The organism is Streptomyces sp. NPDC012794 (assembly GCF_042901085.1).
Taxonomy (GTDB): Bacteria; Actinomycetota; Actinomycetes; order Streptomycetales; family Streptomycetaceae; genus Streptomyces.
In genome coordinates, this window is the sequence record NZ_JBIBCI010000003.1 from 466,673 (window position 1) to 488,781 (window position 22,109).

At 66.1% G+C, this 22,109-nt stretch carries 36 protein-coding genes; all 36 read right to left on the reverse strand.

The window, feature by feature from the left end; all coding sequences use genetic code 11:
• Positions 1-74: 74 nt before the first annotated feature.
• On the reverse strand, positions 75-539 hold the full coding sequence (gene rplQ / locus ACFY7H_RS08220) for a 50S ribosomal protein L17 (RefSeq protein WP_215023458.1): 465 nt from the start codon (positions 537-539) through the stop codon (positions 75-77).
• 105 nt (positions 540-644) lie between these two features.
• On the reverse strand, positions 645-1,667 hold the full coding sequence (locus ACFY7H_RS08225) for a DNA-directed RNA polymerase subunit alpha (RefSeq protein ID WP_007265920.1): 1,023 nt from the start codon (positions 1,665-1,667) through the stop codon (positions 645-647).
• Positions 1,668-1,815: 148 nt separating this feature from the next.
• Positions 1,816-2,220, reverse strand: coding sequence for a 30S ribosomal protein S11 (rpsK, locus tag ACFY7H_RS08230; RefSeq protein ID WP_003956432.1), 405 nt, complete (start codon positions 2,218-2,220; stop codon positions 1,816-1,818).
• 54 nt (positions 2,221-2,274) lie between these two features.
• The gene (gene rpsM / locus ACFY7H_RS08235; protein WP_007265919.1) at positions 2,275-2,655 is read right to left on the reverse strand and encodes a 30S ribosomal protein S13; all 381 of its coding nucleotides are present in this window, start codon (positions 2,653-2,655) and stop codon (positions 2,275-2,277) included.
• 198 nt (positions 2,656-2,853) lie between these two features.
• Entirely contained in the window at positions 2,854-2,967 is a 114-nt protein-coding gene (gene rpmJ, locus ACFY7H_RS08240) for a 50S ribosomal protein L36 (RefSeq protein WP_003956441.1), read from the reverse strand.
• Between the two features lie 73 nt (positions 2,968-3,040).
• Positions 3,041-3,262, reverse strand: coding sequence for a translation initiation factor IF-1 (infA, locus tag ACFY7H_RS08245; RefSeq protein WP_003956442.1), 222 nt, complete (start codon positions 3,260-3,262; stop codon positions 3,041-3,043).
• A 170-nt stretch (positions 3,263-3,432) separates the two neighbouring features.
• Complete coding sequence (gene map / locus ACFY7H_RS08250; protein WP_388934819.1) at positions 3,433-4,284, reverse strand: type I methionyl aminopeptidase; 852 nt, start codon at positions 4,282-4,284, stop codon at positions 3,433-3,435.
• Positions 4,285-4,386: 102 nt separating this feature from the next.
• Positions 4,387-5,034 (reverse strand): adenylate kinase, encoded by a 648-nt coding sequence (locus ACFY7H_RS08255; RefSeq protein ID WP_388934822.1) that lies wholly within the window; start codon positions 5,032-5,034, stop codon positions 4,387-4,389.
• On the reverse strand, positions 5,034-6,347 hold the full coding sequence (secY, locus tag ACFY7H_RS08260; RefSeq protein ID WP_388934825.1) for a preprotein translocase subunit SecY: 1,314 nt from the start codon (positions 6,345-6,347) through the stop codon (positions 5,034-5,036). Before secY ends, ACFY7H_RS08255 begins: the two co-directional genes overlap by 1 nt.
• Before the next feature lie 186 nt (positions 6,348-6,533).
• Entirely contained in the window at positions 6,534-6,989 is a 456-nt protein-coding gene (gene rplO / locus ACFY7H_RS08265; RefSeq protein ID WP_190183001.1) for a 50S ribosomal protein L15, read from the reverse strand.
• A gap of 2 nt (positions 6,990-6,991) precedes the next feature.
• Complete coding sequence (gene rpmD, locus ACFY7H_RS08270) at positions 6,992-7,174, reverse strand: 50S ribosomal protein L30 (RefSeq protein ID WP_005313525.1); 183 nt, start codon at positions 7,172-7,174, stop codon at positions 6,992-6,994.
• Positions 7,174-7,776, reverse strand: a complete 603-nt coding sequence (gene rpsE, locus ACFY7H_RS08275; protein WP_356811230.1) for a 30S ribosomal protein S5 — start codon at positions 7,774-7,776, stop codon at positions 7,174-7,176. The genes rpmD and rpsE overlap by 1 nt, the downstream gene beginning before the upstream one ends.
• 45 nt (positions 7,777-7,821) lie before the next feature.
• Positions 7,822-8,205, reverse strand: coding sequence for a 50S ribosomal protein L18 (gene rplR / locus ACFY7H_RS08280; RefSeq protein WP_356851287.1), 384 nt, complete (start codon positions 8,203-8,205; stop codon positions 7,822-7,824).
• A gap of 2 nt (positions 8,206-8,207) precedes the next feature.
• Positions 8,208-8,747 carry a 50S ribosomal protein L6 gene (gene rplF / locus ACFY7H_RS08285; RefSeq protein WP_388934829.1) on the reverse strand — a complete coding sequence of 180 codons (540 nt, stop codon included), beginning with the start codon at positions 8,745-8,747 and terminating at the stop codon, positions 8,208-8,210.
• 20 nt (positions 8,748-8,767) lie between these two features.
• The gene (gene rpsH, locus ACFY7H_RS08290) at positions 8,768-9,166 is read right to left on the reverse strand and encodes a 30S ribosomal protein S8 (protein ID WP_007265911.1); all 399 of its coding nucleotides are present in this window, start codon (positions 9,164-9,166) and stop codon (positions 8,768-8,770) included.
• A 223-nt stretch (positions 9,167-9,389) separates the two neighbouring features.
• Positions 9,390-9,575, reverse strand: coding sequence for a type Z 30S ribosomal protein S14 (locus ACFY7H_RS08295; protein ID WP_003956452.1), 186 nt, complete (start codon positions 9,573-9,575; stop codon positions 9,390-9,392).
• Positions 9,576-9,580: 5 nt separating this feature from the next.
• A complete protein-coding gene (rplE, locus tag ACFY7H_RS08300; protein ID WP_030298216.1) occupies positions 9,581-10,132 on the reverse strand; it encodes a 50S ribosomal protein L5 in 552 nt (183 codons plus the stop codon).
• Positions 10,132-10,443 (reverse strand): 50S ribosomal protein L24, encoded by a 312-nt coding sequence (gene rplX / locus ACFY7H_RS08305; protein WP_388934833.1) that lies wholly within the window; start codon positions 10,441-10,443, stop codon positions 10,132-10,134. The genes rplE and rplX overlap by 1 nt, the downstream gene beginning before the upstream one ends.
• A gap of 2 nt (positions 10,444-10,445) precedes the next feature.
• Complete coding sequence (gene rplN, locus ACFY7H_RS08310; RefSeq protein ID WP_003956455.1) at positions 10,446-10,814, reverse strand: 50S ribosomal protein L14; 369 nt, start codon at positions 10,812-10,814, stop codon at positions 10,446-10,448.
• 98 nt (positions 10,815-10,912) lie between these two features.
• A complete protein-coding gene (rpsQ, locus tag ACFY7H_RS08315; RefSeq protein ID WP_007265908.1) occupies positions 10,913-11,194 on the reverse strand; it encodes a 30S ribosomal protein S17 in 282 nt (93 codons plus the stop codon).
• Positions 11,191-11,415, reverse strand: a complete 225-nt coding sequence (gene rpmC / locus ACFY7H_RS08320; RefSeq protein WP_007265907.1) for a 50S ribosomal protein L29 — start codon at positions 11,413-11,415, stop codon at positions 11,191-11,193. Before rpmC ends, rpsQ begins: the two co-directional genes overlap by 4 nt.
• Entirely contained in the window at positions 11,415-11,834 is a 420-nt protein-coding gene (gene rplP / locus ACFY7H_RS08325) for a 50S ribosomal protein L16 (protein ID WP_007265906.1), read from the reverse strand. The genes rpmC and rplP overlap by 1 nt, the downstream gene beginning before the upstream one ends.
• A gap of 5 nt (positions 11,835-11,839) precedes the next feature.
• A complete protein-coding gene (gene rpsC / locus ACFY7H_RS08330; RefSeq protein WP_007265905.1) occupies positions 11,840-12,679 on the reverse strand; it encodes a 30S ribosomal protein S3 in 840 nt (279 codons plus the stop codon).
• Positions 12,679-13,026: a 50S ribosomal protein L22 gene (gene rplV / locus ACFY7H_RS08335; protein WP_007265904.1), complete on the reverse strand. Its 348-nt coding sequence runs from the start codon at positions 13,024-13,026 to the stop codon at positions 12,679-12,681. Before rplV ends, rpsC begins: the two co-directional genes overlap by 1 nt.
• 42 nt (positions 13,027-13,068) lie before the next feature.
• The gene (gene rpsS, locus ACFY7H_RS08340; protein WP_007265903.1) at positions 13,069-13,350 is read right to left on the reverse strand and encodes a 30S ribosomal protein S19; all 282 of its coding nucleotides are present in this window, start codon (positions 13,348-13,350) and stop codon (positions 13,069-13,071) included.
• A 12-nt stretch (positions 13,351-13,362) separates the two neighbouring features.
• Positions 13,363-14,199 carry a 50S ribosomal protein L2 gene (gene rplB, locus ACFY7H_RS08345; protein WP_125822122.1) on the reverse strand — a complete coding sequence of 279 codons (837 nt, stop codon included), beginning with the start codon at positions 14,197-14,199 and terminating at the stop codon, positions 13,363-13,365.
• A 39-nt stretch (positions 14,200-14,238) separates the two neighbouring features.
• Positions 14,239-14,562 (reverse strand): 50S ribosomal protein L23, encoded by a 324-nt coding sequence (gene rplW / locus ACFY7H_RS08350; protein WP_007265901.1) that lies wholly within the window; start codon positions 14,560-14,562, stop codon positions 14,239-14,241.
• On the reverse strand, positions 14,562-15,212 hold the full coding sequence (gene rplD / locus ACFY7H_RS08355) for a 50S ribosomal protein L4 (protein WP_388934843.1): 651 nt from the start codon (positions 15,210-15,212) through the stop codon (positions 14,562-14,564). Before rplD ends, rplW begins: the two co-directional genes overlap by 1 nt.
• Before the next feature lie 4 nt (positions 15,213-15,216).
• On the reverse strand, positions 15,217-15,861 hold the full coding sequence (gene rplC, locus ACFY7H_RS08360) for a 50S ribosomal protein L3 (protein WP_125594709.1): 645 nt from the start codon (positions 15,859-15,861) through the stop codon (positions 15,217-15,219).
• A gap of 14 nt (positions 15,862-15,875) precedes the next feature.
• Positions 15,876-16,184 carry a 30S ribosomal protein S10 gene (gene rpsJ, locus ACFY7H_RS08365; RefSeq protein ID WP_003948644.1) on the reverse strand — a complete coding sequence of 103 codons (309 nt, stop codon included), beginning with the start codon at positions 16,182-16,184 and terminating at the stop codon, positions 15,876-15,878.
• Between the two features lie 465 nt (positions 16,185-16,649).
• Positions 16,650-17,042, reverse strand: a complete 393-nt coding sequence (locus ACFY7H_RS08370; RefSeq protein WP_388934848.1) for a hypothetical protein — start codon at positions 17,040-17,042, stop codon at positions 16,650-16,652.
• Position 17,043: 1 nt separating this feature from the next.
• Positions 17,044-17,514, reverse strand: a complete 471-nt coding sequence (locus ACFY7H_RS08375) for a hypothetical protein (protein WP_388934853.1) — start codon at positions 17,512-17,514, stop codon at positions 17,044-17,046.
• Positions 17,515-17,686: 172 nt separating this feature from the next.
• Positions 17,687-18,880: an elongation factor Tu gene (gene tuf / locus ACFY7H_RS08380; protein WP_125603751.1), complete on the reverse strand. Its 1,194-nt coding sequence runs from the start codon at positions 18,878-18,880 to the stop codon at positions 17,687-17,689.
• Between the two features lie 150 nt (positions 18,881-19,030).
• Complete coding sequence (fusA, locus tag ACFY7H_RS08385; protein ID WP_388934856.1) at positions 19,031-21,163, reverse strand: elongation factor G; 2,133 nt, start codon at positions 21,161-21,163, stop codon at positions 19,031-19,033.
• Between the two features lie 39 nt (positions 21,164-21,202).
• Positions 21,203-21,673, reverse strand: coding sequence for a 30S ribosomal protein S7 (rpsG, locus tag ACFY7H_RS08390; RefSeq protein WP_007265894.1), 471 nt, complete (start codon positions 21,671-21,673; stop codon positions 21,203-21,205).
• Positions 21,674-21,675: 2 nt separating this feature from the next.
• Positions 21,676-22,047, reverse strand: coding sequence for a 30S ribosomal protein S12 (gene rpsL, locus ACFY7H_RS08395; RefSeq protein ID WP_007265893.1), 372 nt, complete (start codon positions 22,045-22,047; stop codon positions 21,676-21,678).
• Between the last annotated feature and the right edge of the window lie 62 nt (positions 22,048-22,109).

Sequence of the window (22,109 nt, forward strand, 5' to 3'; positions counted from 1 at the left end):
ATGCAGAACGGGCCCGCCCCGGAAGGGGGCGGGCCCGTTCAGAGCCGATCAAGCGGGCTCGATCCCGGGAGGGATCAGGCCTCCTTGGTCTCCTCGGCCGCGGGAGCCTCGGCAGCCTCGGCCTCCTTCACCGCACGCTTGGTGGCGGCCTCGGCCTCACCGGTGGCCTGCTGGGCCACGGTCAGGGCCTCGACCAGCTCGATCACAGCCATCGGGGCGTTGTCGCCACGACGGTTGCCGATCTTGGTGATGCGCGTGTAACCACCGGGGCGGTTCTCGTAGCGCGGGGCGATCTCGGTGAACAGCGTGTGCACGATGCTCTTGTCCGTGATCGTCTGCAGCACCAGGCGACGGTTGTGGATGTCGCCCTTCTTGGCCTTGGTGACCAGACGCTCGGCGTAGGGACGCAGGCGACGGGCCTTGGCCTCGGTGGTGGTGATGCGGCCGTGCTCGAAGAGCGCCTTCGCGAGGTTCGCGAGGAGGTGCTTCTCGTGCGCGGCGGAGCCGCCCAGGCGGGCACCCTTTGCGGGACGCGGCATTGTTACTCCTTCAAATCTGCACCGGCCGTGTCAGGTACCGGAGTCAGTTCCCTCAAGCGGTCGCGAGAGGGGGTGTGGGGGGCTCGCGCCCCCCACAAGCTTTTTCTAGTACTGCTCGGTCTCGACGAAGCCGGCGTCCGCGTCGTCGTCGGCGCCGAAGGCGTCGGCGGCGGCGGTCGGGTCGAATCCGGGCGGGCTGTCCTTGAGGGCCAGGCCCATGCCGGCCAGCTTCGCCTTGACCTCGTCGATCGACTTCGCACCGAAGTTGCGGATGTCGAGCAGGTCGGCCTCGGAGCGGGCGACGAGCTCACCCACGGAGTGGATGCCCTCGCGCTTGAGGCAGTTGTACGAGCGGACCGTGAGCTCGAGCTCCTCGATCGGCAGCGCCAGGTCGGCGGCCAGAGCGGCGTCCGTCGGGGACGGGCCCATGTCGATGCCCTCGGCGTCGATGTTGAGCTCGCGCGCCAGACCGAACAGCTCGACCAGGGTCTTGCCGGCGGACGCCATGGCGTCGCGCGGGCGCATGGCCTGCTTGGTCTCGACGTCGACGATCAGCTTGTCGAAGTCGGTGCGCTGCTCGACTCGGGTCGCCTCGACCTTGTAGGTGACCTTGAGGACCGGGCTGTAGATCGAGTCGACCGGGATGCGGCCGATCTCCTGGCCCAGCTGCTTGTTCTGGACGGCGGAGACGTAGCCGCGACCGCGCTCGACGGTCAGCTCCATCTCCAGCTTGCCCTTGCCGTTGAGCGTGGCGAGGACGAGGTCCGGGTTGTGCACCTCGACACCGGCCGGGGGCGCGATGTCGGCAGCGGTGACCAGGCCGGGGCCCTGCTTGCGCAGGTACATCACGACCGGCTCGTCGTGCTCCGAGGAGACGACCAGCTGCTTGATGTTGAGGATGATGTCCGTGACGTCTTCCTTGACGCCCGGCACGGTGGTGAACTCGTGCAGGACGCCGTCCACGCGGATGCTGGTGACAGCGGCACCCGGGATGGAGGACAGGAGGGTACGGCGCAGGGAGTTGCCGAGGGTGTAACCGAAGCCCGGCTCCAGCGGCTCGATCACGAACCGCGAGCGGTACTCGTCGACGACCTCTTCGGTCAGCGAAGGACGCTGAGCGATAAGCATGTCTTTTCCTTCATTCGTGGACGCCCACTATTTGACGCCCGACGGATGCCGTACCGGAGGTACGGCTACTGCAAGGGTACGGGCGGTACGGCCCCCGAAGGGGCCGTACCGCCCGGACACTCAAGAACGCACAGGTGCGTCCGCTGCGTCAGACGCGGCGGCGCTTCGGCGGGCGGCAGCCGTTGTGCGGGGTGGGGGTGACGTCCTGGATCGAGCCGACCTCGAGGCCGGTGGCCTGGAGGGAGCGGATCGCGGTCTCGCGGCCGGAGCCCGGACCCTTGACGAAGACGTCGACCTTGCGCATGCCGTGCTCCTGCGCGCGGCGGGCGGCCGACTCGGCGGCCATCTGCGCGGCGAAGGGGGTGGACTTGCGCGAGCCCTTGAAGCCGACGTGGCCGGCGGAGGCCCAGGAGATCACGTTGCCCGAGGGGTCGGTGATCGAAACGATGGTGTTGTTGAACGTGCTCTTGATGTGGGCGTGCCCGTGAGCGACGTTCTTCTTTTCCTTGCGGCGCACCTTCTTGGCAGCGCCCTGACGACCCTTGGGGGGCATCTAAATCTCCTACGGGAGGTGGTCGGTCCTACAGCGCAAGACCGCTGAACAGGACTACTTCTTGCCCGGCTTCTTCTTACCGGCGATCGCGCGACGCGGGCCCTTGCGGGTACGCGCGTTCGTGCTGGTGCGCTGACCGTGCACCGGCAGGCCACGACGGTGGCGGATGCCCTGGTAGCACTGGATCTCGATCTTGCGGCGAATGTCGCCCTGGATCTCGCGGCGGAGGTCACCCTCGGTACGGAGGTTGGCGTCCACGTACTCGCGGATCTTGACGAGGTCCTCTTCGGCCAGGTCACGAACGCGGGTGTTCGGGTTCACGCCGGTGGAGGCGAGGATCTCCTTGGACCGGGTGCGCCCGATACCGAAGACGTAGGTGAGTGCGATCTCCACACGCTTTTCGCGCGGGATGTCAACACCGGAAACGCGTGCCATTCAATGGCTCCTGTGTGTTCGGGGGTCTTCCGCAGAACCACTCCCGACCGCCGACCACCCTGCTGGGCAGTGGTACGTCCGGGTCCCCGGCCCCCGCCGGAGGTACCGCCGGCCCTGGACCGGGCTGGGCGGGTTCTGCGTATGTACGTTTTCTTACGTCGCGCGAAGAACTGCGGAAGGCAGGTCGGTCGGCGTGCGTCAGCCCTGGCGCTGCTTGTGGCGCAGGTTGTCGCAGATGACCATGACCCGACCGTGGCGGCGGATCACCTTGCACTTGTCGCAGATCTTCTTGACGCTCGGCTTGACCTTCATGTTGGTGAGGTTCTCCGGGTCAGTGCCACCACCCGCACCGGGACGGACGCCCAGGCAGGAGTGAGGACAAGATCTACTTGTATCGGTAGACGATCCGGCCACGCGTCAGGTCGTACGGAGACAGCTCCACAACGACCCGGTCATCGGGAAGGATGCGGATGTAGTGCATACGCATCTTGCCGCTGATGTGCGCGAGGACTTTGTGACCGTTCTGGAGTTCCACCTTGAACATCGCGTTCGGGAGGGACTCGATCACGGTGCCCTCGATCTCGATGGCACCTTGCTTCTTGGCCACGCTTCGCCTTTCGAATCGGCTACCTTGGTCGGCTCACAGGCATGGAAATGCACGCGAGCCGACGAGTCAGTCTACGTCAGGGCACCCAGAAAGACGAATCCGGAAAGTTTGCCCATGAGTCTAGATCATTAACCGGGGGCCGGCCCGAGGGGCCGGGGCCGCCGGGCGGCTCAGCCCAGCGGATCGGGGGCCGTGGTGACCCCGTACTCCGCAAGCTTCGCCTTGCCGCAGTCCGGGCTGGTCAGGACGATCGGCCCGGCCTCCGTCAGGGCGACCGAGTGCTCCCAGTGCGAGGACCAGGTGCCGTCCGTCGTGATGACCGTCCAGTCGTCCGCCAGGACCTCCGTCTGGGCCGTGCCGAGCGAGACCATCGGCTCGATCGCCAGGCACAGGCCCGGGACGAGCTTGATGCCCTTGCCGCGCTTGCGCGAGACGTAGTTCAGCAGGTGCGGGTCCATGTGCATCTCGGAGCCGATGCCGTGGCCGCCGTAGTCCTCGATGATCCCGAACTTGCCCAGGCTGTGCTCACCGGTCGCGGGCCGCGGCTGGCGCTTGATGTAGCCCTCGATCGCCTTCGAGATGTCCACCAGGCGGTTGCCGGACTTCATGGCCGCGATGCCGGCCCACATCGACTCCTCGGTCACCCGGGACAGCTCGACCAGCTCCGGCGCGTGACCGGTGCCCACGAAGGCCGTGTAGGCCGCGTCACCGTGCCAGCCGTCCACGATCGCGCCCGCGTCGATGGAGATGATGTCGCCGTCCTTGAGGACCGTCTTGTCGTCCGGGATGCCGTGGACGACGACCTCGTTCACCGAGGTGCAGATGGTCGCGGGGAAGCCCCCGTACCCGAGGAAGTTCGACTTGGCCCCGGCGTCGGCGATCACCTTCCGGGCCACCATGTCCAGGTCCCGCGTCGTGGAGCCCGGCACGGCCGCCTCACGGGTCGCCGCGTGGATCGCGGCGACGACCAGCCCTGCCTCCCGCATCTTCGCGATCTGCTCGGGGGTCTTCAGCTGAACCATGAACGGGGACCTTCCACCTTCGAAAAAACGGGTCTTCTCAACAGTACGGCCGCGATGCCCGAGGGACACCGCGGCCGTACTGACGGTCACGAACGGAAGTGACTACTTCTTCAGGGCGTCCATCGCCCGCTTGGTGATCTCGTGCACCTCGCCGAGGGCGGAGATCGTCACCAGCAGGCCCTGGGCCTTGTAGTAGTCGATGATCGGCTCGGTCTGCGTGTGGTAGACCTCCAGCCGGTTGCGGACCGTGGCCTCGGAGTCGTCGGCGCGCTGGTACAGCTCGCCGCCGCAGTGGTCGCAGACGCCCTCGGCCTTCGGAGCCGCGTAGATCACGTGGAAGACGTGCGCGGAGTCCTCACGGCAGATCCGCCGGCCGGCGATCCGCTTGACGACCTCGTCCTCCTCGACCTCCAGGTCCAGCACGGCGTCGAGCTTCATGCCGGCCTCGCGGAGCATCGCGTCGAGCGCCTCCGCCTGCGAGACGTTCCGCGGGAAGCCGTCGAGCAGGAAACCGCCCGCGGCGTCCGGCTGCTGCATACGGTCCTTCGCCATGCCGACGGTGATCTCGTCGGGGACGAGGTCGCCCTTGTCCATGAACGCCTTGGCACGCCGGCCCAGCTCGGTGTTCTGGCTGATGTTGGCGCGGAACAGGTCGCCCGTGGAGATGTGCGGGATCGACAGGTTCTTGGCGAGGAACGCGGCCTGCGTTCCCTTGCCCGCCCCGGGGGGTCCGACGAGGACGATTCGCATCAGCGGAGGAACCCTTCGTAGTTGCGCTGCTGGAGCTGGCTCTCGATCTGCTTCACGGTTTCCAGACCCACACCCACGATGATGAGGATGCTCGTCCCGCCGAACGGGAAGTTCTGGTTCGCTCCGAAGCCGGCCAACGCCATCGTCGGCACAAGAGCGATCAGACCCAGGTACAGCGACCCCGGCCAGGTGATCCGGTTGAGTACGTAGCTCAGGTACTCGGCGGTAGGCCGGCCGGCGCGGATGCCCGGGATGAACCCACCATACTTCTTCATGTTGTCGGCAACTTCCTCGGGGTTGAACGAGATCGCCACGTAGAAGAACGCGAAGAAGACGATCAGGAGGAAGTAGACGGCGATGTAGTACGGGTGGTCGCCCTTGACGAAGTGCTTCTGGATCCAGGTGGCCCAGCCGGCCGTCGAGCCGCTGAACTGGACGATCAAGGCCGGGATGTACAGCAGCGACGAGGCGAAGATGACCGGGATGACACCGGCCTGGTTCACCTTGAGCGGGATGTAGGTGGACGTACCGCCGTAGGCACGGCGGCCGATCATGCGCTTCGCGTACTGGACCGGGATCCGTCGCTGCGCCTGCTCGACGAAGACCACCAGGGCCACCATCGCGAGGCCCACCAGGATGACGACGGCGAACTCCACCCAGCCATCAGCGATCTTGCCCTGGAGCTTGATCGTCCAGAGGGAGCCGACGAAGCCGGCCGCGATGGAGATGAACATCAGGATGGACATGCCGTTGCCGATGCCGCGGTCGGTGATGAGCTCACCGAGCCACATGACGACACAGGTGCCGGCGGTCATGGTGACCACCATGACGATCGTGGTGAAGATCGAGTGGTTGGGGACGATCTCACGAGCCACCGGGCAGGTGCCGAAGAGGGCACCCGTCCGCGCGGTGGCGACCAGGCCGGTGCCCTGGAGGATCGCGAGTGCGACCGTCAGATAGCGCGTGTACTGAGTGATCTTCGCCGTGCCGGACTGACCCTCTTTTTTGAGGTTCTCCAGCTTCGGGATGACCACGGTCAGCAGCTGCAGGATGATGCTCGCCGTGATGTAGGGCATGATGCCGAGCGCGAAGATCGTGATCTGCAGCAGCGCACCGCCGCTGAACATGTTGACCAGACCGAAGAGGCTGTTGCTGCTCCCCATCTGGTCCACACAGATCTGGACGTTCTTGTAGCTCACGCCGGGTACCGGGATGTGGGACCCGAGCCTGTACAGCACGATGATGCCGAGCGTGAAGAGCAGCTTCTTGCGCAGGTCGGGCGTCTTGAACGCCCGGGCGAACGCGGTGAGCACGGTGCCTCCTGCGACCCCCGCGCTACTGCGTCAGAGGTGACGGTCTGAGGGATCGACGAATACGTACGAGCAAAGGTGCAGGCCACCTTACCGGCGACTGCGCCCCCCGTGGAACGACCGACCGGGGATGCCCCATATGTGAGGCATCCCCGGTCGGGTTTCTAGCTATTTGTCACAGAGTTCGTCTTAGACGAGCTCGGTGACGGAGCCGCCCGCGGCGGCAATCTTCTCCTTGGCGGAGGCGGAGACGGCGTCAACCGAAACCGTCAGCGCCACGGAGATCTCGCCCTGGCCCAGGACCTTGACGAGGCTGTTCTTGCGAACCGCGCCCTTGGCGACCAGGTCGGCCACCGTGACCTCTCCACCCTCGGGGTAGAGAGCGCCGAGCTTGTCCAGGTTGACGACCTGGAACTCGGTGCGGAACGGGTTCTTGAAGCCCTTGAGCTTCGGCAGACGCATGTGGAGGGGCATCTGCCCGCCCTCGAAGCGCTGCGGGATCTGGTAACGGGCCTTCTGGCCCTTCGTACCACGACCGGCCGTCTTACCCTTCGACGCCTCACCACGACCGACACGGGTCTTCGCGGTCTTGGCGCCGGGGGCGGGACGGAGGTTGTGGGCCTTCAGCGGGCTGTTCTCAGCCATGATTAGTCAACCTCCTCAACCGTCACGAGGTGGCGGACGGTGTGCACCATTCCGCGGAACTCGGGGCGGTCCTCCTTGACGACCACGTCGTTCAGGCGCTTGAGCCCGAGCGAACGCAGAGTGTCGCGGTGGTTCTGCTTGCTGCCGATGTACGACTTCGTCTGCGTGATCTTGAGGCGGGCCATCAGACACCCGCCCCAGCACGCGCACGGAGCAGAGCCGCGGGGGCGACGTCCTCGAGGGGCAGACCACGGCGAGCCGCGATCTCCTCGGGACGCTGCAGGCCCTTGAGGGCCGCCACGGTCGCGTGCACGATGTTGATCGCGTTGGAAGAGCCGAGCGACTTCGACAGGATGTCGTGAACGCCGGCGCACTCCAGAACGGCGCGCACCGGGCCACCGGCGATAACACCGGTACCGGGGGAAGCCGGCTTCAGCAGCACGACGCCCGCAGCACGCTCGCCCGTGATCGGGTGAGGGATGGTGCCCTGGATACGGGGAACCTTGAAGAAGTTCTTCTTGGCTTCCTCGACGCCCTTGGCGATGGCCGCGGGAACTTCCTTGGCCTTGCCGTAACCGACACCTACGGTGCCGTCACCGTCGCCCACCACGACCAGCGCGGTGAAGCTGAAGCGGCGACCACCCTTGACAACCTTGGCGACGCGGTTGATCGCGACAACGCGCTCAACGTAAGCGGTCTTCTCGGCGGCAGCGCCACCGTCGCGACCCTTCCGGTCCCGCCGCTCGCCGCCACCGGCACCGCTACCGCGGCGCTGGGGTCCAGCCATTGGATTACCTCTCTCTGTTACGTCCGTGAGTCCCGGAACCGGGGCTTAGAACTTCAGCCCGGCTTCGCGGGCGGCGTCAGCCAGAGCGGCAATGCGCCCGGCGTATCGGTTGCCACCGCGGTCGAACACGACGGTCTCGACACCCGCGGCCTTGGCACGCTCGGCGACGAGCGCGCCGACAGCCTGGGCCTGGGCGCTCTTGTCGCCTTCGCCACCGCGGATCGAAGCGTCCAGGGTCGACGCCGACGCAAGGGTGTGACCCTTGAGGTCGTCGATGACCTGGGCAACGATGTTGCGGTTCGAACGCGTCACGACGAGGCGCGGACGCTCCGCCGTACCCGAGACGTTCTTGCGGATGCGGATGTGGCGGCGAGCCTTGGCAGCGCGCTTGTACGCGTCGCCCTTGGCGATCTTCACACCGTATGCCATGGCTACTTACCAGCCTTTCCGACCTTGCGGCGGATGACTTCGCCGGCGTACTTGACACCCTTGGCCTTGTACGGGTCGGGCTTCCGCAGCTTGCGGATGTTGGCGGCGACCTCGCCGACCTTCTGCTTGTCGATGCCCTCGACCGAGAACTTGGTCGGCGACTCGACCTTGAACGAGATGCCCGCGGGCGCCTCGACCAGGATCGGGTGGCTGTAGCCGAGCTGGAACTCCAGGTCGGAGCCCTTCGCGGCAACGCGGTAACCGACACCGCTGATCTCGAGAGCCTTGACGTAACCCTGGGTCACACCGGTGATCATGTTCGCCACCAGCGTGCGGGACAGGCCGTGCAGGGCCTTGTTCTGACGCTCGTCGTTCGGACGGGTGACGTTCAGAACGCCGTCCTCACCCTTGACGATCTCGATCGGCGCGGCGACGGTGTGCGTGAGCAGACCCTTGGGGCCCTTCACCGCAACCGTGCGGCCATCGATGGTGACGTCCACACCGGCGGGAACCTGGATGGGGAGCTTGCCGATTCGCGACATTGCTTTTCCTCCGTTCCCGACTACCAGACGTAGGCGAGGACTTCCCCACCTACGCCCTTCTTGCCTGCCTGCTGGCCGGTCAGGAGACCGTGCGACGTGGAGATGATCGCCACGCCCAGGCCGCCCAGGACCTTCGGCAGGTTGGTGGACTTCGCGTACACGCGCAGACCGGGCTTCGAGATCCGCTTGATGCCCGCGATGGAGCGCTCACGGTTCGGCCCGAACTTCAGCTCGAGGACGAGGTTCTTGCCGACCTCGGCGTCCTCGACCTTCCAGCCGGTGATGAAACCCTCCTGCTTGAGGATCTCCGCGATGTGCGACTTGATCTTGCTGTGCGGCATCACGACGGTGTCGTGGTACGCCGAGTTAGCGTTACGCAGACGCGTGAGCATGTCTGCGATCGGGTCAGTCATGGTCATGAAGTGGCCTTCGGCCTCTCTCGCCGGGGTTTCCTGTATGCGCCATCCCTCTCCCCGCTCAGAGGCGGGACGGGTGCGGTGCGGGGACCTACGGCGTAGTAAGTCGTTATGGGCGGCGGACGCCCAACCACACAAGCCTAAGGCATGCGCGGCCGGGCATCCGCCGACCAGATGCTTACCGAGAGTCTCTGGAACTTCCCAAGTCCTTACGGACGGAAGGGAATTACCAGGAGCTCTTGGTCACGCCCGGCAGCTCGCCACGGTGAGCCATCTCACGAAGGCAGACGCGGCACAGGCCGAACTTGCGGTACACGGAGTGGGGGCGACCGCAGCGCTGGCAGCGGGTGTACGCACGCACACCGAACTTGGGCTTGCGGGCAGCCTTCGCGATGAGAGCCTTCTTCGCCATCTCGCTTACGCCTCCTTGAAGGGGAAGCCGAGGTGACGAAGGAGGGCGCGGCCCTCGTCGTCGTTGGTCGCCGTGGTGACCACGGTGATGTCCATACCCCGGGTACGGTCGATCTTGTCCTGGTCGATCTCGTGGAACATGACCTGCTCCGTGAGACCGAAGGTGTAGTTGCCACGGCCGTCGAACTGCTTCGGCGACAGACCACGGAAGTCACGGATACGCGGCAGCGCGAGCGACAGCGTACGGTCCAGGAACTCCCACATGCGGTCACCACGGAGGGTGACGTGGCAGCCGATCGGCTGACCCTCACGCAGCTTGAACTGCGCGATGGACTTGCGGGCCTTCGTGACGGCCGGCTTCTGACCGGTGATCGTCGTCAGGTCGCGGATGGCACCGTCGATCAGCTTCGAGTCACGGGCGGCGTCACCGACACCCATGTTCACGACGATCTTGACGAGGCCGGGGATCTGCATGACGTTCTCGTAGGAGAACTCTTCACGCAGCTTGCCCGCGATGTCCTCGCGGTACTTCGTCTTCAGACGCGGAGTGGTAGCCATCAGATGTCCTCGCCCGTGCGCTTGGCAACGCGGATCTTGTTGCCCTCGTCGTCGAAGCGGAAACCGACGCGGGTGACGACCTTCTTGCCGTCCTTCTCCACAACCAGCTGAACGTTGCTGACGTGGACCGGGGCCTCGGTGATCACGATGCCACCGGCCTGGTTCTGGCCGGCCTTGGTGTGCTTCTTGACCCGGTTGACACCCTCGACCAGGACGCGGTTCTCGCTGGGCATGGCCGCGATGACCTTGCCCTGCTTGCCCTTGTCCTTACCGGTGATGACCTGGACCAGGTCGCCCTTCTTGATCTTCATGCTTACAGCACCTCCGGCGCGAGCGAGATGATCTTCATGAACTTCTTCTCGCGCAGCTCACGGCCGACGGGGCCGAAGATACGGGTGCCGCGAGGGTCGCCGTCGTTCTTCAGAATGACGGCGGCGTTCTCGTCGAAGCGGATGTACGAGCCGTCCTGGCGGCGGCGCTCCTTGACGGTGCGAACGATGACCGCCTTGACGACGTCACCCTTCTTCACGTTGCCACCGGGGATCGCATCCTTGACGGTGGCGACGATGACGTCACCGATGCCCGCGTAGCGGCGACCGGAGCCACCGAGAACACGGATGCAAAGGATCTCCTTGGCACCAGTGTTGTCGGCGACACGCAGTCGCGACTCCTGCTGGATCACGTCTATCTCCTGTTTGTCTGCCGGTTCCCGGCCGGGGCTTCGTCGAAGCCCCGGCCGAGCCTGGCGGAACGAACCTGAAGGGTTACCCCTTCAAGCAATTACTTGGCCTTCTCGAGGATCTCGACGATGCGCCAGCGCTTGGTCGCCGACAGCGGACGCGTCTCCATGATGAGGACGCGGTCGCCGACGCCGGCAGCGTTCTGCTCGTCGTGCGCCTTGAGCTTGTTCGTACGGCGGATGACCTTGCCGTACAGCGCGTGCTTGACACGGTCCTCGACGGCGACGACGACGGTCTTGTCCATCTTGTCGCTGACGACCAGACCCTCACGGGTCTTGCGGAAACCGCGCTCGGTCTTCTCAGTCACGTTGTTCTCGCTCATGCGTTCTCCACCGTCTCGATACCGAGCTCACGCTCGTGCATCAGGGTGTAGATGCGAGCGATGTCCTTACGGACGGACTTGAGCCGGCCGTTGTTCTCCAGCTGGCCGGTGGCCGCCTGGAAACGGAGCTTGAACAGCTCCTCCTTGGCCTCGCGCAGCTTGGCAACGAGCTCCTCGTTGCCGAGCTCGCGGAGCTCGGACGCCTTGGTTCCCGTCGCCATCACGACTCACCTGCCTCGCGCTTGACGATCCGGCACTTCATCGGCAGCTTGTGGGCCGCACGAGTCAGAGCCTCACGCGCAATCTTTTCGTTCGGGTAGGACAGCTCGAACATGACCCGGCCCGGGTGCACGTTCGCGATCCACCACTCGGGGGAACCCTTACCGGAACCCATGCGGGTCTCGGCAGGCTTCTTCGTCAGCGGGCGGTCCGGGTAGATGTTGATCCAGACCTTGCCGCCACGCTTGATGTGGCGGGTCATCGCGATACGAGCCGCCTCGATCTGGCGGTTCGTCACGTAGGCGGGGGTGAGCGCCTGGATGCCGTACTCGCCGAACGAGACCTCAGTACCGCCCTTGGCCATACCGCTGCGCTTCGGGTGGTGCTGCTTGCGGTGCTTGACCCTACGAGGGATCAGCATGTCGGTCAGGCCTCCGTTCCGGTGCTCTCGGCCGGAGCGGCGGCGGGAGCGTCGGCCTTGGGGGCCTCGGCACCAGCAGCCTGCTGCGGCTTGCGGCCACCACGGCCGCCGCGCTCGCCACCACGGCCACCACGGCCGGCGGGACGGTCGCCAGCGCCGGCGCCACGGGCCGGGCGGTTACCCGCACGGGCCGCAGCGTTCTCGGCGCGAACCTCGGCGATGTTCTTGACGTCGCCCTTGTAGATCCAGACCTTCACGCCGATACGGCCGAAGGTGGTCTTGGCCTCGAAGAAGCCGTAGTCCACGTTCGCGCGCAGCGTGTGCAGCGGCACACGACCCTCGCGGTAGAACTCGGAGCGGGACATCTCGGCGCCGCCGAGACGGCCACCGCACTGGATCTTGATGCCCTTGGCGCCGGCCTTCATGGTGCCCTGCATGCTCTTGCGCATGGCACGACGGAAGGAGACGCGGGAGGAGAGCTGCTCGGCAACGGCCTGGGCAACCAGCTGAGCGTCGAGCTCGGGGTTCTTGACCTCGAGGATGTTCAGCTGGACCTGCTTGCCCGTGAGCTTCTCGAGGTCACCGCGGATGCGGTCGGCCTCGGCGCCACGGCGGCCGATGACGATGCCGGGACGGGCGGTGTGGATGTCCACCCGCACGCGGTCACGGGTGCGCTCGATCTCAACCTTCGAGATGCCGGCGCGCTCCATGCCGGACGTCATCATCCGACGGATGGCGACGTCTTCCTTGACGTAGTCCTTGTACAGCTTGTCGGCGTACCAACGCGACTTGAAGTCCGTGGTGATGCCGAGTCGGAACCCGTGCGGGTTTACCTTCTGGCCCATTACCGGGAACCTTCCTTGCTGCTGACGACCACGGTGATGTGGCTGGTCCGCTTGCGGATCCGGTAGGCACGGCCCTGGGCACGCGGACGGAACCGCTTCAGGGTCGGGCCCTCGTCCACGTACGCCTCGCTGATGACCAGCGTGGAGGCGTCCGGGTGGTTGTAGTTGTGTGCGGCGTTGGCAATGGCGCTGTCCAGCACCTTGCCGACCGGCACGCTCGCGGCCTGCGGGGCGAAACGCAGGACCGCCTGAGCCTCCGTGGCATCCATGCCACGGATGAGGTCCACCACTCGGCGGGCCTTCATGGGCGTGACGCGGATGTACCGCGCCTGGGCCCTGGCTTCCATGGTTGTCCCTTCGGTGTTAGTCATAGTCGTAACCACCCCGCGTTAGCGGCGCTTCGACTTCCGGTCGTCCTTGACGTGGCCGCGGAAGGTGCGAGTCGGCGAGAACTCGCCGAGCTTGTGGCCGACCATCGACTCGGTGACGAACACCGGGACGTGGGTCTTGCCGTTGTGCACCGCGATCGTGTGACCCAGCATGCTGGGGATGATCATCGAGCGACGGGACCAGGTCTTGATGACGTTCTTGGTGCCGGCTTCGTTCTGGGCGTCCACCTTCTTTACGAGGTGGTCGTCGACGAAGGGCCCCTTCTTGAGACTGCGCGGCATCTAAACCCGCTCCTAGCGCTTCTTGTTCGTCTTGCGGCGGCGGACGATGTACTTGCTCGAAGCCTTCTTCGGCGAGCGAGTACGACCCTCCTTCTGACCCCACGGGGAGACCGGGTGGCGACCACCGCTGGTCTTGCCCTCACCACCACCGTGCGGGTGGTCAACCGGGTTCATCGCGACACCGCGGACGGTCGGGCGAACGCCCTTCCAGCGCATGCGGCCGGCCTTGCCCCAGTTGATGTTCGACTGCTCGGCGTTGCCGACCTCGCCGACCGTGGCGCGGCAGCGCGCGTCGACGAGACGGATCTCGCCCGACGGCATGCGGAGGTGGGCCATGACGCCCTCCTTCGCGAGCAGCTGCACGGAGGCGCCGGCGGAGCGGGCGAACTTCGCGCCGCCACCGGGACGGAGCTCGATCGCGTGGATCGTGGTACCGACCGGGATGTTGCGGAGCGCGAGGTTGTTACCGGGCTTGATGTCGGCCGTGGGGCCGTTCTCGATCCGGTCACCCTGCTGCAGACCGCGCGGCGCGATGATGTAGCGCTTCTCGCCGTCGGCGTAGTGCAGCAGCGCGATGCGCGCGGTGCGGTTGGGGTCGTACTCGATGTGCGCGACCTTGGCCGGCACGCCGTCCTTGTCGTGACGACGGAAGTCGATCACACGGTAGGCGCGCTTGTGTCCGCCACCCTGGTGGCGAACGGTGATCCGGCCGGTGTTGTTACGGCCGCCCTTGCTGTGCAGAGGGCGAACCAGCGACTTCTCCGGCGTGGACCGCGTGATCTCGACAAAGTCGGCGACGCTGGAGCCACGACGGCCCGGGGTCGTCGGCTTGTACTTGCGGATACCCATTTCTCAGTCCTCGTCCGATTCCGGACGACTAGACCTCCGTTAGGAGGCCTGGCCGCCGAAGATGTCGATACGGTTGCCCTCGGCAAGGGTCACGATGGCGCGCTTGGTGTTGGCGCGCTTGCCGAAACCGGTCTTGGTGCGCTTGCGCTTACCCTGACGGTTGATCGTGTTGACCCCGGTGACCTTGACCGAGAAGACCGCCTCGACGGCCTGCTTGATCTGGGTCTTGTTGGCGCCGGGCGCGACGATGAACGTGTACTTGTTCTCGTCCAGCAGCGCGTAGCTCTTCTCCGAGACGACCGGCTTGATCAGCAGGTCGCGCGGGTCGGTGAAGGTCTTGCTGGTAACGGTCGCCTCAGACATCAGGCCTCGTTCCCTTCGGTCTCATCGGCCTTGGGGCCAGACACGAAGGACTCGAGCGCGGCCTGGGTGAAGACCACGTCGTCAGAGACGATCACGTCGTACGTGTTCAGCTGGCCCGGCTCCAGGATGTGAACCTGGGGCAGGTTGCGGGCGGACAGCCACGCCAGCTCGTCAGAGCGCTCGGCGACCAGGAGCAGGTTCTTGCGCTCCGAGATCTTGCCGAACAGCGTCTTGGCGGCCTTCGTGGAGGCGGCACCCTCGACCACGCCGGTGACGACGTGGATGCGGGAGTGACGCGCACGGTCCGAGAGGGCACCGCGGAGGGCGGCGGCCTTCATCTTCTTGGGGGTCCGCTGCGAGTAGTCACGCGGCTGCGGGCCGTGGACGACGCCACCGCCTGCGAACTGCGGAGCGCGGGTCGAACCCTGACGGGCGCGGCCGGTGCCCTTCTGGCGGTACGGCTTGCGGCCACCACCACGGACTTCGCCACGGGTCTTGGTCTTGTGCGTGCCCTGACGGGCAGCGGCCAGCTGGGCGACGACGACCTGGTGGATCAGCGGAACGCTGGTCTTCGCGTCGAAGATCTCCGAGGGGAGCTCGACGGTACCGGCCTTGTCGCCTGCCGGCGAAAGGATGTCAATGGTGCTCATTACCTCAAGCCCCCTTGGCCGCGGTACGGACCAGGACGAGGCCGCCGTTCGGACCGGGGACCGCGCCCTTGATGAGGAGCAGACCCTTCTCCGCGTCAACCGCGTGGATGGTCAGGTTCTGGGTGGTGACGCGCTCGTTACCCATGCGACCGGCCATGCGCATGCCCTTGAAGACACGCCCAGGGGTGGCACAGCCACCGATCGAACCGGGGGAGCGGTGCTTGCGCTGCACACCGTGACCGGCGCCGAGGCCCCGGAAGTTGTGCCGCTTCATGACACCGGCGAAGCCCTTGCCCTTGCTGTTGCCCGTGACGTCAACCTTGACGCCGGACTCGAAGATCTCAGCGGTGATCTCCTGGCCGAGCGTGTACTCGCTGGCGTCGGAGGTGCGGAGCTCCACCAGGTGGCGGCGGGGGGTCACGTCGGCCTTGGCGAAGTGGCCCTTGAGGGGCTTGTTCACCTTGCGCGGGTCGATCTCGCCGAAGGCGATCTGGACCGACTCGTAGCCGTCGGTGTCGTTGGTACGGACCTGGGTCACGACGCAGGGTCCGGCCTTGACGACGGTCACCGGGACGACACGGTTGTTCTCGTCCCAGACCTGGGTCATGCCGAGCTTCTCGCCCAGGACGCCCTTGATCTGCTTTGCCATCTTCTCGACGCCTCTCAGAGCTTGATCTCGATGTCAACGCCGGCCGGAAGGTCCAGGCGCATCAGCGAGTCAACGGTCTTGGGCGTCGGGTCGAGGATGTCGATCAGGCGCTTGTGCGTGCGCATCTCGAAGTGCTCGCGCGAGTCCTTGTACTTGTGCGGCGACTTGATGACGCAGTACACGTTCTTCTCAGTGGGCAGCGGCACCGGGCCCGCGACCGACGCACCAGTGCGCGTCACCGTCTCGACGATCTTCTTCGCCGAGGAGTCGATGACCTCGTGGTCGTAGGCCTTGAGCCGGATGCGGATCTTCTGTCCCGCCATGGCTACTCCGTAGTCCTGTCTGTGTGTGGAACGCTCTGGCTCCCGGTAGGCCGCGGGAGGAACTCCCGCAGCCTTTCCTCCGACCCACGCGGTCGGGCGTGTCGCACTCCCTCTACAGAAAATTCCCATACGGAAATTCCCTCGTCCAAGGGGGTGCGGTCCCTGGACCGCGCATCGGGGGAAAGACACCCGCCGAGTGCCTGGTGGGCACCGTGCTGACACTTCCCAGAAGATTCCCGTACGTCCGCCCTCATTGCTGCCCCGAAAGGCAGATTAAGGACGACGAGTACTGTGGGACTCGCTTCCGGTCCTCCCGGCGGGAGGCGCACAGCATCGGCACTCAACCGAGCAACTTGAGTAGTCTGCCATACGAGGCACGTACCTGGCCAATCGGGCCGAAGAGAATACCCCGCCGCGCGAACACGTCAAACCGTGGCACGCGTTTTCCTGGGGGTTCCTCCCAGGTCAGGAGCGGGATGCCGTCGTGCACTCCCCCGGCAGCCCGCCCATGGGCGCGCTCCGGCCGTAGGGGTCGACGACCGGTCCTGACGGGCCCGCCCCGGCCGCCGCGAGCTCGCCGTCGAACCGGGGGTGCAGGAAGCCGGTGCCGTCCCGCGAGCAGTCGTCGTTGCCGGCGCCCTCGAACCACTCCAGGACCTGGAGCCCGCCCGGGGTCGCGACCACCTTGCGGGGGTCGGAGAGGGCCACGGTCAGCGCGTGCCGCACCACCGTGCGGGCCACCTCGTCCGAGCCGGGCCTCGCCCGGACCACGGGGTAGACGAAGGTGTAGTCGGCGTGCACCTTCACCTCGCCGACGCGTCCGCTGTCGAAGCTCATCCGGCCGCGCGTCTTGACCACGTCACCGTGCACCCTGACCTCCGCCGGGTGCGAACCGGCTGAACAGCCACAGCGGGTCGCGGTCCACCGAGGGGCTCGCCGGCGCGCGCTCCATGAGGCCCTTGCCGTCGCTCTGGAGCGGGTCCAGCAGATCCAGCGCCGCCCCGGGCCGTTTCCCCCGCAGGGTGGCGGGGTCCGGGTTCGACGCGATCAGCAGCCGCTCGGTCATGGCCAGTGCGTCGGCGACCTGCTGCTTCGACAGGCCGCCGACGGCAGCGGGCTCCGGGGTCTCGATACCGGCCGCGCCATCGGCCCACTGCAGGGCCGGCGAGCCGCGGAAGGGCTCCTTGAGCGTGGGGCGGTCCGCGGGGAGGACCCCCGGGGGCGCGGTCGGGCGTACGGACTCCGCTGGCAGCGGTCCGGCCGCGTGGGCGGCGTCGCGGGCCGCGGCCTCGCCCGTCAGGCGGTCGATGAGCAGCTCGGGACGTCCCACATGTCCCCCCGGACGTTCGTAGTGATCCGTGCCGGAGCCTCCCACAGCTCCGTACGGTCCCCCTGCCGGGGGTACGGCGAAGGGCCCCTTCCCCGCCGCCGAAGCGGTGGGGAAGGGGCCCTCACGTCGAACATGGTGCCCGCTGCAGCGAGCTACCGGGTCAGAGCACGAATTACTTCGTGATCTTGGTGACCTGGCCGGCGCCCACGGTACGACCACCCTCACGGATGGCGAACTTCAGGCCCTCCTCCATGGCGACCGGCTGGATCAGCTGGACGGACATGTCGGTGTTGTCGCCCGGCATGACCATCTCGGTGCCCTCGGGGAGGGTAACGACGCCGGTCACGTCCGTGGTACGGAAGTAGAACTGCGGGCGGTAGTTGTTGAAGAACGGGGTGTGACGGCCACCCTCGTCCTTCGACAGGATGTACGCGGCGGCCTCGAACTCGGTGTGCGGCGTGACCGAACCGGGCTTGATGATGACCTGGCCGCGCTCGACGTCCTCGCGCTTGATGCCACGGAGGAGCAGACCGACGTTCTCGCCGGCCTGGCCCTCGTCGAGCAGCTTGCGGAACATCTCGATGCCGGTGACCGTGGTGGTGGTCTTCTCGGTCTTGATGCCGATGATGTCGACGGTCTCGTTGACCTTCAGGACACCACGCTCGATACGACCGGTGACGACGGTGCCACGACCGGTGATCGTGAAGACGTCCTCGACGGGCATGAGGAACGGCTTGTCGGTGTCACGCGGCGGGGTGGGGATCGACTCGTCGACGGCCTTCATGAGGCCGAGGAGCTTCTCGCCCCACTCCTTGTCGCCCTCGAGCGCCTTCAGCGCGGAGACCTGGACGACCGGCAGGTCGTCGCCCGGGAAGTCGTACTCGGAGAGCAGCTCACGGACCTCGAGCTCGACGAGCTCCAGGATCTCCTCGTCATCGACCATGTCGGCCTTGTTCAGGGCGACGACGATGTAGGGAACGCCGACCTGGCGGGCCAGGAGCACGTGCTCCTTGGTCTGCGGCATCGGGCCGTCGGTGGCGGCGACCACGAGGATGGCACCGTCCATCTGCGCGGCACCGGTGATCATGTTCTTGATGTAGTCCGCGTGACCCGGGCAGTCGACGTGGGCGTAGTGACGCGCCTCGGTCTGGTACTCGACGTGCGCGATGGAGATGGTGATACCGCGCTGGCGCTCCTCAGGAGCCTTGTCGATCTGGTCGAAGGCCGAGGCCTCGTTCAGGTCCGGGTACGCGTCGTGCAGCACCTTGGTAATGGCGGCCGTGAGGGTCGTCTTACCGTGGTCAATGTGACCGATGGTGCCGATGTTGACGTGCGGCTTAGTCCGCTCGAACTTCGCCTTCGCCACGGGGGTCCTCCTGGAGAGTGGTTCTGTACGCCTTACAGATCGGCGCCAGGTGATCTTTGCTGGAAAGCCGGGTTCCCCGGGGCAACGGGAATTTTGTTCCTGTTGCCCCAGAGGCTCCGGTGACAAGCCTAAAGCGTGTACTCGGAAGAGTTACTCGCCCTTGGCCTTCGCGATGATCTCCTCGGCGACGTTCCGGGGAACCTCGGCGTAGGAGTCGAACTGCATCGAGTAGCTGGCGCGACCCGAGGTCTTGCTGCGGAGGTCTCCGACGTAGCCGAACATCTCCGAAAGCGGCACGAGGCCCTTGACGATCTTGGCTCCGTGACGGTCCTCCATGGCCTGGATCTGGCCACGGCGGGAGTTGATGTCACCGATGACGTCGCCCATGGACTCCTCCGGCGTGGTGACCTCGACGGCCATCATCGGCTCGAGGAGCACGGGAGAAGCCTTGCGCGCGGCCTCCTTGAAGGCCTGCGAACCGGCGATCTTGAAGGCGAGCTCGGAGGAGTCGACCTCGTGGTAGCCACCGTCGAGAAGCGTGACGCGGACGCCCGTCATCTCGTAGCCGGCCAGGATGCCGAACTGCATGGCCTCCTGCGCACCGGCGTCGACCGAAGGGATGTACTCCTTCGGCACGCGGCCACCGGTGACCTTGTTGACGAACTCGTACGCCGGACCATCGGCGTCCGTGATCGGCTCGATCGCGATCTGCACCTTGGCGAACTGACCGGTACCACCGGTCTGCTTCTTGTGGGTGTAGTCGTGACGCTCGACGGCCTTGCGGATCGTCTCACGGTACGCGACCTGCGGCTTGCCGACGTTGGCCTCGACCTTGAACTCGCGCTTCATACGGTCGACCAGCACCTCGAGGTGCAGCTCGCCCATACCGCCGAGGATGGTCTGGCCCGTCTCCTCGTCCGAGTGGACGTGGAACGAGGGGTCCTCTTCCGCGAGACGCTGGATGGCGACACCCAGCTTCTCCTGGTCGCCCTTGGACTTGGGCTCGATGGCGACCTGGATGACCGGAGCCGGGAAGTCCATGGACTCCAGGATCACGGGCAGCTTGTCGTCGCACAGCGTCTCACCGGTGGTGGTCTGCTTCAGGCCCATGACGGCGACGATGTCACCGGCGCCCACCGACTCGATCTCCTCACGCTTGTTCGCGTGCATGCGGTAGATCTTGCCGATGCGCTCCTTCTTGCCCTTCACGGAGTTCAGCACCGCGGTGCCGGCCTCCAGGCGGCCCGAGTAAACCCGGACGAAGGTGAGCTTGCCGAGGTGCGGGTCGCTCATGATCTTGAACGCGAGCGCGGCGAGGGGCTCCTCGTCGGACGGCTTGCGCTTCACGACGACCTCGGCGTCACGGACGTCGTGACCCTCGATGGCCTCGATGTCCAGCGGCGACGGGAGGTAGCGCACGACGGCGTCGAGCAGGGGCTGAACGCCCTTGTTCTTGAACGCCGTACCGCAGAACACCGCGGTGATCGTGGGCTCGCCCTTGCCCTTGCCGGAGCCGAGGATGATGCGACGCACGGCGGCGTGCAGCTGCTCCTCGGTGGGCTCGGTGCCCTCGAGGAAGAGCTCCATCATCTCTTCGTCGTTCTCGGCGACCTGCTCGACGAGGGTGGCGCGCCACTCCTCGGCCAGCTCGGTGTGCGTGGCCGGGATGTCGACGACGTCGTACATCTCGCCCTTGGTGGCCTCGGCGGACCACACGAGCGCCTTCATGCGGACGAGGTCGACGACGCCCTTGAAGTCCGCCTCGGCACCGATCGGGAGCTGCATGACGATCGGAACCGCACCGAGGCGGTCCTTGATCATGTCGACGCAGCGCATGAACTCGGCGCCGGTACGGTCGAGCTTGTTGACGAAGCAGATGCGCGGGACGCCGTAGCGGTCCGCCTGACGCCAAACGGTCTCGGACTGCGGCTCCACACCGGCGACACCGTCGAACACGGTGACGGCACCGTCGAGGACGCGGAGCGAACGCTCCACCTCGACCGTGAAGTCGACGTGACCCGGGGTGTCGATGATGTTGATGGTGTGGTCGACGTCCTCGAGCGGCCAGTGGCAGGTCGTCGCGGCGGACGTGATCGTGATGCCGCGCTCCTGCTCCTGCTCCATCCAGTCCATCGTGGCAGCGCCGTCGTGGACTTCACCGATCTTGTAAGACACACCGGTGTAGAACAGGATGCGCTCGGTGGTGGTCGTCTTGCCCGCGTCGATGTGGGCCATGATGCCGATGTTGCGCACCTTGGCCAGGTCAAGCGAAGTGGTAGCCATATCGGCTCAGTCTTCTCTCGGTCTCGATGTGGGTTGGGACTACCAGCGGTAGTGCGCGAAGGCCTTGTTGGACTCGGCCATCTTGTGCGTGTCCTCGCGCTTCTTGACAGCAGCGCCAAGACCGTTGGAGGCGTCGAGCAGCTCGTTCATGAGGCGCTCGGTCATGGTCTTCTCGCGACGGGCGCGGGAGTAACCCACGAGCCAGCGGAGGGCCAGGGTCGACTGGCGACCCGGCTTGACCTCGACGGGGACCTGGTAGGTCGCGCCACCGACACGGCGGGACTTGACCTCGAGGGACGGCTTGACGTTCTCCAGCGCGCGCTTCAGCGTGATGACCGGGTCGTTGCCGGTCTTCTCGCGGAGGCCTTCCATGGCGCCGTAGACGATGCGCTCGGCGGTGGAGCGCTTGCCGTTCAGCAGGATCTTGTTGATGAGCGAGGTCACCAGAGGAGATGCGTAGACCGGGTCGATGATGACCGGGCGCTTCGGGGCGGGGCCCTTACGAGGCATTCTTACTTCTCCTTCTTGGCGCCGTAGCGGCTGCGGGCCTGCTTGCGGTTCTTGACAGCCTGGGTGTCAAGCGCACCGCGGATGATCTTGTAACGAACACCCGGCAGGTCCTTCACACGGCCACCACGCACGAGCACGATCGAGTGCTCCTGCAGGTTGTGTCCCTCACCCGGAATGTAAGCGGTGACCTCGATGCCGGAGGTCAGACGCACACGCGCGACCTTACGGAGCGCCGAGTTCGGCTTCTTCGGGGTGGTCGTGAACACACGCGTGCAGACGCCGCGACGCTGGGGCGAAGCCTCGAGCGCGGGGGTCTTTGTCTTCTCGACCTTGTCCTGCCGGCCCTTACGGACCAGCTGCTGGATCGTAGGCACTACTTCTCCGGTTTCTGTGTGCCGTGTAGTGAAGCTAACCTGGAACTTTGCCGACCCACGCG

Coding starts and splice junctions, on each gene's coding strand:
- rplQ (WP_215023458.1), bottom strand. CDS start 539: ATGCCGCGTCCCGCAAAGGGTGCCCGCCTGGGCGGCTCCGCCGCGCAC.
- ACFY7H_RS08225 (WP_007265920.1), bottom strand. CDS start 1,667: ATGCTTATCGCTCAGCGTCCTTCGCTGACCGAAGAGGTCGTCGACGAG.
- rpsK (WP_003956432.1), bottom strand. CDS start 2,220: ATGCCCCCCAAGGGTCGTCAGGGCGCTGCCAAGAAGGTGCGCCGCAAG.
- rpsM (WP_007265919.1), bottom strand. CDS start 2,655: ATGGCACGCGTTTCCGGTGTTGACATCCCGCGCGAAAAGCGTGTGGAG.
- rpmJ (WP_003956441.1), bottom strand. CDS start 2,967: ATGAAGGTCAAGCCGAGCGTCAAGAAGATCTGCGACAAGTGCAAGGTG.
- map (WP_388934819.1), bottom strand. CDS start 4,284: ATGGTTCAGCTGAAGACCCCCGAGCAGATCGCGAAGATGCGGGAGGCA.
- ACFY7H_RS08255 (WP_388934822.1), bottom strand. CDS start 5,034: ATGCGAATCGTCCTCGTCGGACCCCCCGGGGCGGGCAAGGGAACGCAG.
- rplO (WP_190183001.1), bottom strand. CDS start 6,989: ATGGCTGAGAACAGCCCGCTGAAGGCCCACAACCTCCGTCCCGCCCCC.
- rpmD (WP_005313525.1), bottom strand. CDS start 7,174: ATGGCCCGCCTCAAGATCACGCAGACGAAGTCGTACATCGGCAGCAAG.
- rpsE (WP_356811230.1), bottom strand. CDS start 7,776: ATGGCTGGACCCCAGCGCCGCGGTAGCGGTGCCGGTGGCGGCGAGCGG.
- rplR (WP_356851287.1), bottom strand. CDS start 8,205: ATGGCATACGGTGTGAAGATCGCCAAGGGCGACGCGTACAAGCGCGCT.
- rplF (WP_388934829.1), bottom strand. CDS start 8,747: ATGTCGCGAATCGGCAAGCTCCCCATCCAGGTTCCCGCCGGTGTGGAC.
- rpsH (WP_007265911.1), bottom strand. CDS start 9,166: ATGACCATGACTGACCCGATCGCAGACATGCTCACGCGTCTGCGTAAC.
- ACFY7H_RS08295 (WP_003956452.1), bottom strand. CDS start 9,575: ATGGCGAAGAAGGCTCTCATCGCGAAGGCTGCCCGCAAGCCCAAGTTC.
- rplE (WP_030298216.1), bottom strand. CDS start 10,132: ATGGCTACCACTCCGCGTCTGAAGACGAAGTACCGCGAGGACATCGCG.
- rplX (WP_388934833.1), bottom strand. CDS start 10,443: ATGAAGATCAAGAAGGGCGACCTGGTCCAGGTCATCACCGGTAAGGAC.
- rpsQ (WP_007265908.1), bottom strand. CDS start 11,194: ATGAGCGAGAACAACGTGACTGAGAAGACCGAGCGCGGTTTCCGCAAG.
- rpmC (WP_007265907.1), bottom strand. CDS start 11,415: ATGGCGACGGGAACCAAGGCGTCCGAGCTCCGCGAGCTCGGCAACGAG.
- rplP (WP_007265906.1), bottom strand. CDS start 11,834: ATGCTGATCCCTCGTAGGGTCAAGCACCGCAAGCAGCACCACCCGAAG.
- rpsC (WP_007265905.1), bottom strand. CDS start 12,679: ATGGGCCAGAAGGTAAACCCGCACGGGTTCCGACTCGGCATCACCACG.
- rplV (WP_007265904.1), bottom strand. CDS start 13,026: ATGGAAGCCAGGGCCCAGGCGCGGTACATCCGCGTCACGCCCATGAAG.
- rpsS (WP_007265903.1), bottom strand. CDS start 13,350: ATGCCGCGCAGTCTCAAGAAGGGGCCCTTCGTCGACGACCACCTCGTA.
- rplB (WP_125822122.1), bottom strand. CDS start 14,199: ATGGGTATCCGCAAGTACAAGCCGACGACCCCGGGCCGTCGTGGCTCC.
- rplW (WP_007265901.1), bottom strand. CDS start 14,562: ATGTCTGAGGCGACCGTTACCAGCAAGACCTTCACCGACCCGCGCGAC.
- rplD (WP_388934843.1), bottom strand. CDS start 15,212: ATGAGCACCATTGACATCCTTTCGCCGGCAGGCGACAAGGCCGGTACC.
- rplC (WP_125594709.1), bottom strand. CDS start 15,861: ATGGCAAAGCAGATCAAGGGCGTCCTGGGCGAGAAGCTCGGCATGACC.
- rpsJ (WP_003948644.1), bottom strand. CDS start 16,184: ATGGCGGGACAGAAGATCCGCATCCGGCTCAAGGCCTACGACCACGAG.
- fusA (WP_388934856.1), bottom strand. CDS start 21,163: ATGGCTACCACTTCGCTTGACCTGGCCAAGGTGCGCAACATCGGCATC.
- rpsG (WP_007265894.1), bottom strand. CDS start 21,673: ATGCCTCGTAAGGGCCCCGCCCCGAAGCGCCCGGTCATCATCGACCCG.